The organism is Neobacillus canaveralius, assembly GCF_047237705.1.
Classification (GTDB): Bacteria; Bacillota; Bacilli; order Bacillales; family Cytobacillaceae; genus Neobacillus; species Neobacillus niacini_K.
This window is the reverse complement of record NZ_JBDFLL010000001.1, coordinates 3691123-3705696: the sequence shown is the minus strand read 5'-3', so window position 1 is coordinate 3705696 and position 14574 is coordinate 3691123. Positions and strand designations below refer to the sequence as shown.

General features: G+C 40.4%; 14 protein-coding genes. 13 read left to right on the top strand and 1 reads right to left on the bottom strand.

The window, feature by feature from the left end; translation table 11 throughout:
- Positions 1–13: 13 nt before the first annotated feature.
- Together ABC255_RS18585 and ABC255_RS18580 are read left to right on the top strand one after the other, a co-directional pair.
- A complete protein-coding gene (locus ABC255_RS18585; protein ID WP_412995799.1) occupies positions 14–280 on the top strand; it encodes a phage holin in 267 nt (88 codons plus the stop codon).
- A 187-nt stretch (positions 281–467) separates the two neighbouring features.
- Positions 468–692 (top strand): hypothetical protein, encoded by a 225-nt coding sequence (locus ABC255_RS18580; protein ID WP_412995798.1) that lies wholly within the window; start codon positions 468–470, stop codon positions 690–692.
- A gap of 35 nt (positions 693–727) precedes the next feature.
- On the opposite strand, the gene ABC255_RS18575 is transcribed toward ABC255_RS18580, so the two are convergent.
- On the bottom strand, positions 728–2020 hold the full coding sequence (locus tag ABC255_RS18575; protein ID WP_412995796.1) for an ATP-binding protein: 1293 nt from the start codon (positions 2018–2020) through the stop codon (positions 728–730).
- 326 nt (positions 2021–2346) lie between these two features.
- Here ABC255_RS18575 and ABC255_RS18570 point away from each other — a divergent pair, with 326 nt between their 5' ends.
- From ABC255_RS18570 to ABC255_RS18520, 11 genes are all read left to right on the top strand, one after another.
- The gene (locus tag ABC255_RS18570; RefSeq protein ID WP_412995794.1) at positions 2347–3525 is read left to right on the top strand and encodes an acyl-CoA dehydrogenase family protein; all 1179 of its coding nucleotides are present in this window, start codon (positions 2347–2349) and stop codon (positions 3523–3525) included.
- A gap of 62 nt (positions 3526–3587) precedes the next feature.
- Positions 3588–4352 carry a 3-oxoacyl-ACP reductase FabG gene (fabG, locus tag ABC255_RS18565; RefSeq protein WP_412995792.1) on the top strand — a complete coding sequence of 255 codons (765 nt, stop codon included), beginning with the start codon at positions 3588–3590 and terminating at the stop codon, positions 4350–4352.
- 24 nt (positions 4353–4376) lie between these two features.
- The gene (locus ABC255_RS18560; protein WP_412995790.1) at positions 4377–4826 is read left to right on the top strand and encodes a MaoC family dehydratase N-terminal domain-containing protein; all 450 of its coding nucleotides are present in this window, start codon (positions 4377–4379) and stop codon (positions 4824–4826) included.
- Positions 4823–5224, top strand: coding sequence for a MaoC/PaaZ C-terminal domain-containing protein (locus tag ABC255_RS18555; RefSeq protein ID WP_412995788.1), 402 nt, complete (start codon positions 4823–4825; stop codon positions 5222–5224). Before ABC255_RS18560 ends, ABC255_RS18555 begins: the two co-directional genes overlap by 4 nt.
- 86 nt (positions 5225–5310) lie before the next feature.
- On the top strand, positions 5311–6465 hold the full coding sequence (locus ABC255_RS18550; RefSeq protein ID WP_412995787.1) for an acyl-CoA dehydrogenase family protein: 1155 nt from the start codon (positions 5311–5313) through the stop codon (positions 6463–6465).
- A gap of 468 nt (positions 6466–6933) precedes the next feature.
- Positions 6934–8115: a thiolase family protein gene (locus tag ABC255_RS18545; protein WP_412995785.1), complete on the top strand. Its 1182-nt coding sequence runs from the start codon at positions 6934–6936 to the stop codon at positions 8113–8115.
- 168 nt (positions 8116–8283) lie between these two features.
- Positions 8284–9057, top strand: coding sequence for an SDR family oxidoreductase (locus ABC255_RS18540; protein ID WP_412995783.1), 774 nt, complete (start codon positions 8284–8286; stop codon positions 9055–9057).
- A 184-nt stretch (positions 9058–9241) separates the two neighbouring features.
- Entirely contained in the window at positions 9242–10759 is a 1518-nt protein-coding gene (locus ABC255_RS18535; RefSeq protein ID WP_412995782.1) for an AMP-binding protein, read from the top strand.
- Between the two features lie 13 nt (positions 10760–10772).
- Positions 10773–11666 (top strand): R2-like ligand-binding oxidase, encoded by an 894-nt coding sequence (locus tag ABC255_RS18530; protein WP_412995780.1) that lies wholly within the window; start codon positions 10773–10775, stop codon positions 11664–11666.
- A 27-nt stretch (positions 11667–11693) separates the two neighbouring features.
- Positions 11694–13217: an aldehyde dehydrogenase family protein gene (locus tag ABC255_RS18525; RefSeq protein ID WP_412995778.1), complete on the top strand. Its 1524-nt coding sequence runs from the start codon at positions 11694–11696 to the stop codon at positions 13215–13217.
- 19 nt (positions 13218–13236) lie between these two features.
- The gene (locus ABC255_RS18520) at positions 13237–14445 is read left to right on the top strand and encodes an iron-containing alcohol dehydrogenase (protein ID WP_412995776.1); all 1209 of its coding nucleotides are present in this window, start codon (positions 13237–13239) and stop codon (positions 14443–14445) included.
- Positions 14446–14574: the final 129 nt, after the last annotated feature.

Genomic DNA, 14574 nt, shown 5'->3' with positions numbered 1-14574 from the left:
AGGGGATATGGGAATGATCAACTGGAAGGTCCGCTTTAAGAACCGCAGCTGGGTGATGGCTTTTGTTGCTCAGTTGATGATTGTGGCGCAAATGCTATTGCAAGGACTAAATGCGTTAGGTGTTACAGATTTTCAACTAGCAGATTCGATTCAACAGTCCATTTTAACATTTATTAATGCTATATTTATTTTATTATCATTGATGGGCATCATACAGGATCCAACAACCAAAGGTATGAGCGACAGTGAACGTGCCAAAACATATAAAGAACCAAACTAATTATGTAGAGTGAAGAAACGCTTGGATGCCTAAACATAGGCAAAGTTCGAGCGTTTTTTTATTTATGTAGAATTATGTAAATATAAGGAGATTGAAATTTCTGAAATGTCGAAGGAGTAGGGGGTATAATGAAGTGAGAACAATAGACATATAAGGGCAGGTAGTACGTACGAAAGGAGTTCTTGATATGTGGTATTTGATTGTTGTGCCGGCAGGATTATATATACTTTTTATTCTCCTTGAGGAGTCTGTTTATTACTTTTGGAATCGTTATGTTTACGGACCAAAAGAGAGAAAAGAGAGACATCGGAGAAGAATCATATTGGGAATGGCCTTTATCATTCAATTACACCTACTAGAATTTCGCAGAAAACATTCACATAAAGTTAGTTCAGGTAAACAATCTGCATAAAAAAGGTTCCTTTACAATCCGTAAAGGAACCTTTTTTATGATGTTACTTTTGACTGGCGGGTGTCTGATAAAGAATTTTGTACCACAGGTAAGGTGATATTAACCGTTGTTCCTTGGTCAATCTCACTATCGAACATAATAGTCCCTTTATGTGATTGTACAATTTTATAGCTGACCGTTAATCCTAAGCCTGTCCCTTTTTCTTTTGAAGAATAGAAGGGTTCGCCGATCTTTTGTAGTCGTTCCTTTGAGATACCACAGCCTTGATCTTGGATGGTTATGCCTAATCGGTTATCATCAATTAGACCAAGAGAGATAGAAATTTTACTATCACTTTTTGAAGCTTCAATAGAATTCTTGATTAGATTAATAAATAATTGTTTCAACTGATTTGGCTCACACTCAATGATGATATTCTCTTTTTGAAAATTTGATTCAATTTGAACATTATATAGGGTTGCTTCGACTGCTAATAATGAAATGACATCATTAAGTATTTTTTGAATCGCTAATTTTGAATATTTTAAATGCTGCGGTTTCGCTAAGAGCAGGAGCTCACCTACAATATGATTAATTCGATTTAATTCATCTAGCATAATTTGATAATAATCTTGGTGTTTATCATCTTCCATTTGCAATAATTGCACAAAACCTTTTAATGAGGTTAGTGGATTTCTGATCTCGTGGGCGACACTGGCAGATAACTCACCGACAACGGAGAGCTTTTCGGTTCTGCTAAGGCGCTCTTCTGTTTGTCTTAGGGTCGTAATATCCCGACCAATAATGACTAACCCTTCCCTCGTTCCGTCCTCATGGAACAACGGAACCTTAATCGTATCAAATATTTTAGAATTTCCATCGGGCAGTGGAACGACCTCTTCACAACGTGTTACGGTACCATTTTCCCACGTTTCTTCGTCAGATACTTCACAGTATTTAAGCGCATCTGAATAAAACTCGGTGTATTCTGCTAATTCAGAGTCTTTTTTCCCCAAGTAATCAACATTCTCAAGCTGAAATAATTTCAGTCCAAAGTCATTGGCTTGAATCCAGCGTCCTTCACCATCTTTAAAGTTTACAAAGTCTACCATTGAGTTGATAAGGGTAGATAAACGTTTTTCTTGTTCTTTCGTTGTATAAAGTTCTTCTTTTTTTAGGATAAAAAAATAAAAAATTCCACCCGTCACAAGAATATAGAAAATTTCTTTCCCTCGTTCAAAATAATTATCAAGGGACGAAGGGATATAATGTGTCAGGATATAGTTACTTGCATAAAGCCAAATCATACTAGTAATTAAGAATAGAAGTACTAATTTCGTTTTCTTCATTTATTTCTCCTTGGAAGGAAAGCTTCCTGAATTTTCATAGTTGCATATCTATACTACTAAAAATTCAGGTAATATGGAATATCAGATAACTGGAAATCTACATAATTACATTAAAAAGGTTACAAATTGGCAAAATCCTTTTTAACGAGAGCAGTAAGATAGTGAAAAGAACTTGCTGCTTTTTTAATAAAAAACTTGTTTTATCTGAAAGTTCAGAATAAAATTAGATTGACATACCAACCGGTAGGTATGTATCCGGTATTGCCAGCATAATTATATTTAGCGGCTATTATACTAAATTCTAAAAAATGAATGGAGTGAAAGGTATGCATTTACGTTTGACAGATGAACAAAAGATGGTCCAAAAAACAATTAGAAGATTCGTAGAAAAAGAGTTAATTCCATTAGAGAATGAAGTACTAAGAAATGAAAGAGAAGGTAAGTCAAGTCTTCCTCCTGGAATACTTAAAGAACTTCAGTTAAAAGCGAAGGAAGCTGGCTTCTGGGGGATAAACACGCCAGAAGAGTATGGCGGAGCGAACCTGGGGCAAATGATGATGGCTATCGTATTAATGGAGGTTTCAAAGACGTTTGTCCCATTTAGCTTTGGCGGGTCTGCTGACAATATCCTTTATTATGGTAACGAAGAACAAAAGAAGAAATATCTAATTCCTACTATTAATGGTGAGAAAAAATCTTGCTTTGCGATGACGGAACCAGGCGCAGGGTCTGATACTAGAAATATAAAAATGACAGCAGTTAAAGATGGGAATGACTGGGTGTTAAATGGAGAAAAAACATTCATCACAGGTGGAAATGAAGCAGATTTTGTCATGGCGATAGCCATCACAGATAAAGGCCTGCATCAATCAACACAGGGGCGTGAAGGAGTTACCTGCTTTATTGTCGACAGGGATATGGGCTGGAAATCCGAGTATATACATACCATGGGAGAATGGGGACCATCCGGACTAGTATTTGATAATGTTCGAGTTCCAGAAGAAAATATTCTTGGAGAATTACACAAGGGTTACAATTTAGGGTTGGAATGGATAGGGTTTGCAAGATGGGTAGTTGGTGCCAGAGCAGTAGGTGCAGCAGAGCGCTTATTAAAAATGGCTATTGATTATTCAAAGGAACGGATCACCTTTGGAAAACCAATTGCAGAAAGACAAGCCATACAATGGCAAATTGCTGACTCTGCAGTTGAGATTGAAGCAGCTAAATGGCTGGTATTAAATGCTGCGTTTACGCTTGATAACGGAGAAGATAATCGCCACTTAGCTTCGATGGCAAAGCTTTATGGAGCCAATATGGGAAATAATGTTGTCGACCGTGTTTTGCAAATTCATGGTGGTATGGGCTATACAAGGGAATTGCCAATCGAGCGCTGGTACCGGGAAGCAAGACTTTGGAGAATTTATGACGGTACCGATGAAATTCAGCGTATGATTATTGCAAGAAATCTAATAAAAGGACATGTTAAAGTAGGGCAATACGTTTAATTAATTTTGTGAGCGTTATCTAAAAAAGCTAGGTTATTAGATTTTGTTTGGGAGGAATAGAAATGGCTGGGAGATTTTCAGGAAGAGTAGCGTTTGTAACAGGTGGAAGTCGTGGAATTGGAAAAGGAATTGTTGAACGTTTTGCTGAAGAAGGCGCAAAAGTGGCGTTTATTGATTTAAATGAAGAAGCATTAGCAGCGACAACAAATGAACTAAGAGAAAAAGGCTATGAAGTTTTTTCAAAGGTGGCAAATGTAGTGGATGCTGAGCAGGTAGAAAATGCAATCAAGGAAGCATACGAAGCATTTGGTTCGATTGATATTCTTGTTAATAACGCGGGTGTTATTCGCGATAACTTATTATTCAAAATGACAGACTCAGATTGGCAAACAGTCATGGATGTTCACTTAAAAGGATCTTTTAATGCTGCACGAGCAACACAAAAGTACATGGTGGAAAATAAATATGGTCGTATTATTAATATTTCTTCGACTTCAGCTCTTGGCAATCGTGGTCAAGCTAACTATGCCGCTGCAAAAGCAGGATTACAGGGCTTCACAAAGACACTTGCAATTGAACTGGGGAGATATGGAATTACGGCAAACTCTGTTGCACCTGGGTTTATTGAGACTGAAATGACAATGGAAACCGCTGCTAGACTTTGTGTCCCATTTGAAAAACTAATTGAAGCGAGTGTTGCCGCTATCCCTGTTGGAAGAAGTGGAAAGCCTGCCGACATTGCCAATGCAGTGGAATTCTTTGCTGATGAAAAATCTTCTTTTGTTAATGGCCAGGTAATTTATGTAGCCGGCGGACCAAAAAATTAATCGATAAAGTGAGGCGAAGATAAATTGTTCAATGATCAAGTTGGTAAACGCTCCAATAAAGTGAAAAACGTTGTCGAGAGAGGAGCAGTTAAAAAATTTGCCGAAGCAATTGGAGACCTCCATCCTATCTACTTTGATGAAGAAACTGGTAGAAATTCAAGGTATCAAAACAATATTGCTCCGCCTACCTTCCCGAGAACGTTTGATTATGGAGTGATTGAGGGATTAAATCTGCCGAATAAAGGATTGATTCACGGGGAGCAAACCTTTCATTACAAGCGTCCGCTTGTCGTTGGTGAGGGACTTCTTTGTTACTCCGAGGTGAAGAAATACTTTGAGAAAAAAGGTAATTTTGGCGAAATGGGTTTTCTTGTCTTAGAAAGTTTTGGTGAAGATCTAGCTGGCGACGTGATATTTAGTTCAACATCAACTGTTGTTATTTCTGAAGCAGTGAGGAAGGTGCTGACAAAATGAGTACTCTTACGCAATTACAGGTGGGTGAGTCACTTAAAGAAATTCAGTTAGACCCGGTCTCACGAATCGATTTAATAAAATATGCAGGTGCCTCCGGTGACTTTAATCCGATTCATACAATCGATGAGGAAGCAAACAAAGCTGGATTACCAGGGATTATTGCTCATGGTATGTGGACAATGGGCAATCTTGCAAAGCTTTTTACGCCTTATTTCGAAGAGGGCTTTGTCCAGGATTATTCCATCCGATTTAAAGGAATGGTCTTCTTAAATGATGTCATTACACTTAAAGCAACCTTAAAAGAAGTAGTAGACAAAAAACTGCGCTTTCAGGTTCAGGCTGTAAACCAAAATGGAAATGAAGTTTTAAAAGGTGAAGTGTTGTTTAACCAATTCTAAGTCCTTGATAACCCGGCCAAAAGAGAGATACATGCTTATTGGCTGGGTTTATTACTATTAGAGATGGATGAAATGAGGTGATTAAGATGAACTTTGAATTTGATGAGGATATTTTAATTTTAAAAAAGAATGTACGTGATTTCATTCAAACCGAAGTAGAAGCTGTTGCTTTGCAAATTGAAGAGGACAATCAAATTCCTGAAAGAATTATTCAATTATCAAGGGAAATGGGACTTTTCGGTCTCAGTATTCCAGAACAATATGGCGGACTTGGTATTGGAATGGTTGGAAAATGTGCGTTATATGAAGAAATTGGTCAAACGCACAATGGCTATACCACTTTAATTGGTGCTCATACAGGAATTGGTACAGTGGGGATCGTGGAAATGGGTAATGAGGATCAAAAGAATAAATACCTTCCTGCGATGGCCAGCGGTGAAAAATTGGGAGCTTTTGCTCTAACGGAGCCAGATGCCGGCTCGAATGCCGCCAATTTAAAAACTACAGCAGTCCGAAAAGGAGATAAATACATTATCAATGGTTTAAAGCATTATATCACCAATGCAACTGAAGCCAGTGTGTTTACAGTAATGGCTGTTACTGACTCGGGGAAAGGAGCAAAAGGGATTACTTCTTTCATCGTTGAAAGGGGTTTTCCAGGCTTTCAAATTGGAACAGTAGAGCGGAAAATGGGGTTAAGAGGCTCACATTCGGCTGAATTAATTTTTGAAGATTGTGAGGTACCCGTCGAAAATGTCCTTGGAACCGAGGGGCAGGGGTATGTCAATGCGTTGAAAATATTAGCAAATGGTCGAGCCGGTTTAGCGTCAAGGAATCTTGGTTCCTGTCAAAAGCTGCTAGACATGTCTGTGAGGTACGCGAAAGAACGTATCCAATTCGGTACACCTATCATTAAACACCAGGCAGTCAGCCATATGTTAGCGGAAATGGCAGTCGAAATTGAGGCACTGCGTTCGTTTACCTACCGAGTGGCATGGATGGTTGACCAAGGAAGGAAAGTTATTAAAGAAGCGGCAATGTTAAAGCTTTATGGGTCAGAGGTGTATAACAGGGTGGCGGATAAAGCCGTGCAGGTCCATGGTGGACTTGGTTATATTGCAGATTATCCGATTGAGAGATTTTATCGGGATGCTCGAATTACGAGGATTTATGAAGGATCGTCGGAGATACAGAAAAACATCATCGCATCGCAACTGGATATTGAGTATAGCGGTTTATAGTGACCGAGGGAAAAGATGGAAAAGGGTTTGGGTAACTATAAGAGGTTTATAGTGACCGAAAGATAAAATTTGTAAGGGTTTGGGTAATTGTAGGAGGCTTATAGTGACCGAAGGATAAGATGAAAAAGAGTTTGGGTAACTATAGGAGGTTTATAGTGACCGAAGGTTAAGATGAAAAAGAGTTTGGGTAACTATAAAAGGTTTATAGTGACCGAAGGATAAGGTGGAAAAGGGTTTCGGTAACTAAAGGAGGTTTATAGTGACCGAAGGATAAGATGGAAAAGGGTTTCGGTAACTATAGGAGGCTTATAGTGATCGAAGGATAAGATGAAAAAGGGTTTCGGTAACTTTAAGAGATTCATAGTGACCATAAGTAAAATATTAAGTAAATTGGTCGTTATGAATAACCTGGAGTGACCGAAGTGCAGGAAACTTTGGAGCCACTCAACAGATAAAGGGGGTTAGACTGTGAAGGATATCGTAATTGTTATTGCGGTTCGGACGCCAGTGGGGAGATATGGCGGCATATTAAAAAGTCTGAATTCTGGACAGCTGGCCTCAATCGTCATCAAAGAAGCTATCAACAGGGCAGGAATCGCAGCTAGCCAAGTAGATGAAGTAATACTAGGGGAAGTAAGGCAAACCACAGAGAGTTCGAATGTTGCGAGAGTAGCCGCATTACGAGCAGGTGTACCAGAAACGTCACCTGCTTTTACTGTAAATCGTCTCTGTGCCTCTGGAATGCAGGCGATTGCTTCTGCTGCGCAGCAAATTGCGTTTGGACATGCAAATATTGTGGTTGCCGGCGGAACCGAAAGCATGAGCAATGCTCCAATCTATCTGAGGAATTCCCGTTTTGGCGGTGATAATCCTAAACTCATTGATTCTAACACCGAAGTGGGTCAGCAGCCAACGGAGCAATATGGATACCATCTGAGCATGGGAATCACCGCAGAAATTGTTGCAAAACGATACTCGATTACGCGGGAAGAACAGGATGTATATGCATTAGAAAGTCAACACCGTGCTGCCACTGCGATTGAAAGTAACCGATTTTATGAAGAAATTATTCCAGTTGAAGTAAAAACGAAAAAAGGTACAATCTTGGTTACACAAGATGAACATCCTAGACCCGAAACAACCATTGAAACCCTTGCAAAGCTTAAGCCTGCATTTAAAGAAAATGGAACTGTTACAGCTGGTAATGCATGTGGCAGAAATGACGGTGCGGCAGCGATGGTGTTAACATCAGATGAATATGCTATGTCACTAGGATTAAAACCAATTGCTAGAATCGTAGATTGGGCGGTTACCGGGGTTTCACCCGAGGTAATGGGAATCGGACCTGTACTTGCTGTGAAAAAGCTGCTAGAACGTACAAATCTATCACTTGAGGATATTGACTTATTTGAATTAAATGAGGCATTCGCCTCCCAGGCAGTAGCTGTAATCCGAGCATTAAATTTAGATAAGGCAAAGGTAAACATCAATGGCGGTGCTATTGCACTTGGACACCCACTTGGCGCTACAGGGGCAAAGATCATGACAACTTTAGTGTATGAATTGATTCGTCGTCAGCAAAAAAGGGGAATCGCTACCCTATGTGTCGGTGGTGGCCAAGGAATGGCCATCATGGTAGAGCGGATTTGACTTATACAATGAATTTTATATTTTAAAAAAGAAGCGAGAAATTTGGTGAAAAAATAATATTGAATATTATAGGTATTTTATATATTATGTGTTTAGCAACATACCAACTAGTTAGTATGTGAATTTTTTAATAGAGAGATGAAAATGACCGAATGGGAGGAAACAGCGATGCATGTGAAAGATTTATTTGATTTAACAGGAAAAGTCGCGATTGTTACTGGAGGTGGACGAGGACTTGGTCAGCAAATTGCAGAAGGATTTGCTGAAGCTGGAGCCAGTGTAGTGGTGTGCTCAAGGAAATTTGAGGCGTGTCAGGAAGTAAGTGAAGGGTTAAAGAAAATCGGTGTCGATAGCCTTGCCATTAAATGCGATGTCACCAATCCAGATGATGTAAAGAATGTAGTTGACATTACGCTAGAAAGGTTTGGGAGAATTGATATCCTCGTAAATAATAGTGGTGCGACTTGGGGAGCCTTGGCTGAAGAAATGCCGCTCGAGGCTTGGAAGAAAGTAATCGACGTCAATGTAACTGGGACATTCCTTATGTCACAGACTGTAGGAAAAGTTATGTTAGAGCAGAAATTAGGCAAAATAATAAACATTGCTTCTGTAGCAGGTCTTAAGGGCAGTAACCCTGATTATATGAATGCGATTGGCTACAATACTTCTAAAGGAGCGGTTATTACTTTTACAAAGGATTTAGCGGTTAAATGGGGCCCACACGGAATTTATGTGAATGCAATCGCTCCAGGCTTTTTCCCTACGAAAATGTCAAAAGGATTGATAGAGAAAGGCGGCGAAGGAATTCTACGAGGCACTCCATTGGGTAAGTTTGGTTCAGATACCGATCTAAAAGGAGTTGCACTGTTCCTAGCGGCACCAGCGTCAGATTTTATCACAGGGGATATTGTGGTCGTGGATGGCGGCGCACATGCAATGTAAAGTAATAGCTTAGTAGAAAATGGGTAAAGATCGGGTATGGAATGTAAATGGCAGGCAGGGTGGCACTTGCTGTCATACAAGTTCATGCCAAGATTTTCACATAAAATGATAACGCTTACAAAAAAGGTGTGAATTTTGCTAAGAACTGGCTTTTCTATTAGTTTCTATTAAAGGAGTTGGTGTTGTGAGGCTTAGTGATTTGCTTGAAACAAACATCAGTCAGTTTGGCGATTATCCTTTTTTACATTATAAAGAAAAGCAATATACCAACCTTGAATGTAGGATGTATGCCGATCAATTCGCATGCGGGCTCAAGAAGTATGGTATTTCTGCAGGTGATAGAGTCATTGTTTGTATGCCAAACTGTCCGGAAGTTATTTTTGCTTATCAGGGGATTACGAGAGCAGGCGCTATTATCGTACCGGTTATGTTCACCCTCCATCCAAAAGAACTGCAATATATTGCATTAAATTCTGGGGCAAAGGTAGTCATTACCTCTTCACTTATTCTAGGAAACGTAGAGAAAGCGCTTGAAGGGTTACCGTCTAAACCATTAGTTGTCGTAGTAGATCAGCCCTCAAGTGAAGGTTGTCTAAACTTTTATGATGTAAAGAGTGAGGATCCATTTGTTCCTAGGAGTGAGGGAAAGGAGGATGATACAGCTGTTATTCTTTACACATCTGGTACGACAGGAAATCCAAAAGGTGTTCTGTTAACCCAAAAAAATTTAACGAGTAACGCTCAAAATTCAGTCAAGCATAATGAACTTGAAAGAGGAACAACCATTGGTGTTCTGCCGCTTGCACATGTCTATGGACTGACCATCTCTAATATTTGCTTATTAATGGGGAGCTCAATTGTAATTTTTTCGAATTTTGATACTGGAGAAGTATTCAAAGCGATTGAGAAATATGAAGTGAAGAACTTTTCGGCAGTGCCAGCGATGATTCATGCGTTAGTTTCCTATCCTCACGCTGACGACTATAACACCTCAAGCCTTGAATCGGTAAGTTCCGGTTCAGCACCGCTGCCTGTCGCTTTACTGCATGCTTTTGAAAAAAAGTTTGGTGCTAAGGTTTATGAAGGCTACGGTTTATCAGAGGCTGCTCCTATTGTGACAGCTCATAAAAATGGAATAGAAATTAAACCAGGCTCTGTAGGAATCCCGATTCCAGGAGTAGAAGTGAAAATTGTCAATGACAATGGCGACGAGGTTGAATGTGGTGAGGTTGGCGAGCTTTGTGTTCGCGGTGAAAACGTGACACCAGGCTATTATCAAAATGTTGAAGAATCAAGAAAGGTCCTGATCGATGCTTGGTTACATACCGGTGATTTGGCACGAATGGATGATGAAGGCTACGTCTATATTGTTGACCGCAAAAAGGACTTGATTATCCGAGGTGGATTTAATGTCTATCCGAGAGATATTGAAGAAATTTTAAATACTCATGAATCCGTTTCTGAAGTCGCAGTGGTTGGCGTTCCCGATGAAAAAATGGGTGAGGAAATGGTCGCATGTGTTGTCGTGAAACCGGGAGCCATTGTAAGTGAAGAGGAATTAATTGGCTTTTGTCAGGAGCATTTAGCAAAAAACAAAACACCGCGGAGAATTGTTTTTCTCGAGGCTTTGCCAAGGAACGGGGTCGGAAAAATACTAAAAACACATCTGCGCAAAAATGTCGCAGAAATACAGATAAAGTAATCAGGAGGTCTAAATGACAAAGAGAAAAATATTAACGACAAGTAAAAGAGGATTATTGGAGGATTCATTCCCGTTTCGCTTATATCAAAAGGCGAAAAGATTAGGAACCTGGAATCCAAGTGATATCAATTTTAGCCAGGATGCTAGAGATTGGGAAAAACTAAATCATGAACAAAAGGTAGATATTCTTCGATTAATCTCACAGTTTCAAGCTGGAGAAGAAGCAGTAACGCTAGATTTACTCCCGCTGATTATGGCGATTGCAAAAGAAGGACGTCTTGAAGAAGAGATGTTCTTAACCACATTTTTATATGAAGAAGCAAAGCATACAGAGTTTTTTCGCCTAGTATTAAATGCCATCGGCGAAAGAGGGGATTTATCCCATTTCCATACAGAGACGTATAAAAAAATCTTCTATGAAATCCTCCCAACTACGATGGAACGTCTTGTGACAGACCAATCTCCAGAAGCAATTGCAGAAGCCTCCGTTGTTTATAACATGTTTGTTGAAGGTGTCTTAGCAGAAACAGGTTATTATTCTTTTTACCAAGCGTTAGAAACTGCTAATATCATGCCTGGTCTCTTAGAGGGCATTGGGAATTTGAAAAAGGATGAGTCCCGGCATATTGGCTATGGCACCTTCCTGCTTCAACGATTAATTTGTGAACACCCTCATCTCTTTGATTTTGTTGCGGCAAAAATGACTGAACTTACTCCTTTATCGCTTAGATTAAATGAGGAAGGAATAGCAGGAAGGGATGTAAGTGCATTCGGCGGGGATCCAGCACTGGTAATGGATTTCACGCTTAAACAGCTGTCAGTAAGGATGGAAATTCTTGCACGTGCAAAAGGCAAAAAAATCGAAGAGATTTATAGATTCTCAGAAAGTGAATTAGGCGTTTTATAAAGGCCTTTATAAAAAGGAGGAACGAAAATGACAGTAAAAGTCGAAGTTCAAAGTTTTCCGCTGTTTATTAATGGAAAGTGGGAGCCTGCAAGCAATCAAGAAACCTTTGATGTTTTTAACCCAGCCACTGGTGAGCTTGTGGCAAAGGTGGCAAAAGGTACTGCAGCAGATGTCGATCGTGCAGTCCAGGCTGCAAGAGACGCGTTTGATAACACTGACTGGAAAAATATGAATCCGAAGGACCGTTCCAAGATACTTTATGCGATTTCCTATCAAATTGCTGCGCACGCTGAGGAGTTAGCTTATTTAGAAGCGATTAGTTCTGGCGGAACAGTACGTAGAATCGGCAATAGCGATATTTTACAAATGGTTGACCTATTCCAAACACTTGCAAACTTCACGTTAGAATACCCGTTCTCTGAAACCTTGCCAGTACCGCCATTTCCTGGACCAGCACATAATTTTGTCTGGAGGGAACCGATTGGAGTGTGTGCTGCGATTACACCTTGGAATTTACCAATGGTCATTGCAACCTGGAAAATTGCTCCTGCGCTAGCAATGGGTAATACTGTGGTGATAAAGCCTGCAAGCTATACACCTTTATCCACACTTAAGCTTGCTGAATTAATTTCTAATGTTGTACCGCCGGGAGTTATTAACGTAGTCACAGGTCCAGGCACTGAAATCGGTGAGGTGCTAGTTCGTCACCCGAAAGTAGACAAGGTAGCCTTTACTGGCTCAACAGAAGTAGGAAGAAGGATAATGGGATTGGCTTCCGAAACGATTAAAAATACAACCTTGGAGTTAGGTGGTAAGTCACCAAACATTCTATTAGAGGATGCGGATCTAAATATCGCCCTCCCTGGCAGTCTGTTTGGAGTGTTTTTACATTCTGGTCAGTTATGTGAGAGTGGAACACGACTGTTTGTACCAGATTCCTTGTACGATCAAGTGGTTGCCGGCCTGGTCGCTTTAACTAGCAAGTTAAAGCTGGGAAATCCGCTTGACCCGATGACAGATGTGGGACCAGTTATTTCTAAAAAACAAAAAGATAGTGTTCTTTCTTATATTGAGGCAGGTAAACAAGAGGGAGCTACACTTGTTTGCGGTGGTAAGGAAGTTAAGGTAGCTGGCTGTGAAGATGGATACTTTGTAGAGCCAACGATTTTCACCAACGTTACCAATGATATGAAAATTGCACAGGAAGAAATCTTTGGACCTGTCTTATGTGTGATTCGCTATTCTGAGTTAGACGAAGCGATTAAGATGGCCAATGATACAATCTATGGATTGGCTGCAGGTGTTTGGACACGTGATGTAAATAAAGCATATGAAGTAGCAAGAAAACTTCAGGCTGGTGTGGTTTGGATAAATGACTGGCATATGCTTAGAAGCGATGCGCCATTTGGCGGTTATAAACAAAGTGGAATTGGCAGAGAAATGGGGCAGCAATCGCTGGATGCCTATACACAAACAAAGCATGTGCACACGTCTATGTCTCCAGAGCTTGAAAGACGCAACTGGTATGGTATTCTGTTTGGCCAAAACTAATGAAGAGGTGAAGAAGATCATGAATACTTCCTTATCACAGTTTATGCTTCGCACTGGTATTTACAGCGGTTCAAATTCACGTGCCATGGTTCCAAGTTTATTTGCAGGCCTTGGTGCCAAAAGAGTCGTCCTATTAAGTGACAGAGGGTTAGAAAAAGCCGGTATCGTCCAAAAGGTTGCAGAAATATTTCAGTTAACTGGTCATGGAAGCGGACCGCAGTTGGTTGGACAATTTCTAGATATCTCTCAGGATGCAGAAAGCCGCTGTATCAATGACGCAGTCCGCTATGTAAAAGAAGTAGGAGGAGACGCCCTGCTGGCAGTTGGCGGAGGAAGTGTATTGGATACAGTAAAAGGAGTTAAATATGCACTTCATAAAGGATTATCGGATATAAAAGATGCAATCCCTGGCGGCCTATTATTTGAACAATTTCCAAAGGCAAACTTTATTCCGATTCCGCATATTGCAATCCCAACAACTGCGGGTACAGGGTCAGAGGTTTCACCGATTGCGGTTATTTTCAATGAAGATATTCAAATGAAGACAAATATCATCAACCCATTCATAAACGCCGATATGGCTATCCTTGATCCTGATTTAACGGTTGGACTTCCGCCATTCATCACAGCCTTTACTGGTTTCGATGCCCTAACACATGCAATTGAAGCACTTGCTTCGCCAACCGCAACAGCGCTTACAGACGCTTATGCCCTGCAGACAATTCGGTTAATAGAAAAAAATCTCCCAGTCGCCGTGGCGGAAGGCATCAATTTAGCTGCGCGTATGGATTTATTGCAAGCAAGTTTAATGGGGATAACCGCCTTTAGTTTTGCCTTGAATGCAATACCGGTACACAACATGGCACACGCTTACGGTGCATTGTTCCGCATTCCTCATGGCCTAGCCAATGCAGTCTTCCTGCCGGTAGTAATGGAAATGGTTCCAGCATTATACCTGCCAAAGGTAAAAGAGCTTGCCGAAGCATTAGATGTTGAGGCGAAAGGTGATACTGCAGAAATGGCATTAGCCAAGGTCGTGGAAAAGATACGTTTGCTTCAGCATAAGGTTGGTCTTCCTGCAGATTTCAAACAATACAATATCTCGGAAGAAAATCTCGCACAAACGGTGCCAGCCGTCATGAAAGATCCAGCGGCACTTAGCTTCCCAATGCCAAAAGAATTAATCGCGGCAATTGGGCAAAGAGTTGTTCCCATCGGAGTAAAATAAATTTTGTGACCTAGCCGGCGAATTGATATTCGTTGGCTAGGTTTTAATTTTTTTTTTGAATAGTGGGAAAGAATCATATATAATTTTCGTTAGGGTCAAACTCAGTAATGGAGCTTGTCTACATAATTA

What these genes read in the sequence shown, in the direction of transcription:
- fabG (WP_412995792.1), top strand. Translation starts at nt 3,588, where the DNA reads ATGGCTGGGAGATTTTCAGGAAGAGTAGCGTTTGTAACAGGTGGAAGT.
- ABC255_RS18550 (WP_412995787.1), top strand. Translation starts at nt 5,311, where the DNA reads ATGAACTTTGAATTTGATGAGGATATTTTAATTTTAAAAAAGAATGTA.
- ABC255_RS18570 (WP_412995794.1), top strand. Translation starts at nt 2,347, where the DNA reads ATGCATTTACGTTTGACAGATGAACAAAAGATGGTCCAAAAAACAATT.
- ABC255_RS18555 (WP_412995788.1), top strand. Translation starts at nt 4,823, where the DNA reads ATGAGTACTCTTACGCAATTACAGGTGGGTGAGTCACTTAAAGAAATT.
- ABC255_RS18530 (WP_412995780.1), top strand. Translation starts at nt 10,773, where the DNA reads ATGACAAAGAGAAAAATATTAACGACAAGTAAAAGAGGATTATTGGAG.
- ABC255_RS18520 (WP_412995776.1), top strand. Translation starts at nt 13,237, where the DNA reads ATGAATACTTCCTTATCACAGTTTATGCTTCGCACTGGTATTTACAGC.
- ABC255_RS18575 (WP_412995796.1), bottom strand. Translation starts at nt 2,020, where the DNA reads ATGAAGAAAACGAAATTAGTACTTCTATTCTTAATTACTAGTATGATT.
- ABC255_RS18580 (WP_412995798.1), top strand. Translation starts at nt 468, where the DNA reads ATGTGGTATTTGATTGTTGTGCCGGCAGGATTATATATACTTTTTATT.
- ABC255_RS18525 (WP_412995778.1), top strand. Translation starts at nt 11,694, where the DNA reads ATGACAGTAAAAGTCGAAGTTCAAAGTTTTCCGCTGTTTATTAATGGA.
- ABC255_RS18540 (WP_412995783.1), top strand. Translation starts at nt 8,284, where the DNA reads ATGCATGTGAAAGATTTATTTGATTTAACAGGAAAAGTCGCGATTGTT.
- ABC255_RS18585 (WP_412995799.1), top strand. Translation starts at nt 14, where the DNA reads ATGATCAACTGGAAGGTCCGCTTTAAGAACCGCAGCTGGGTGATGGCT.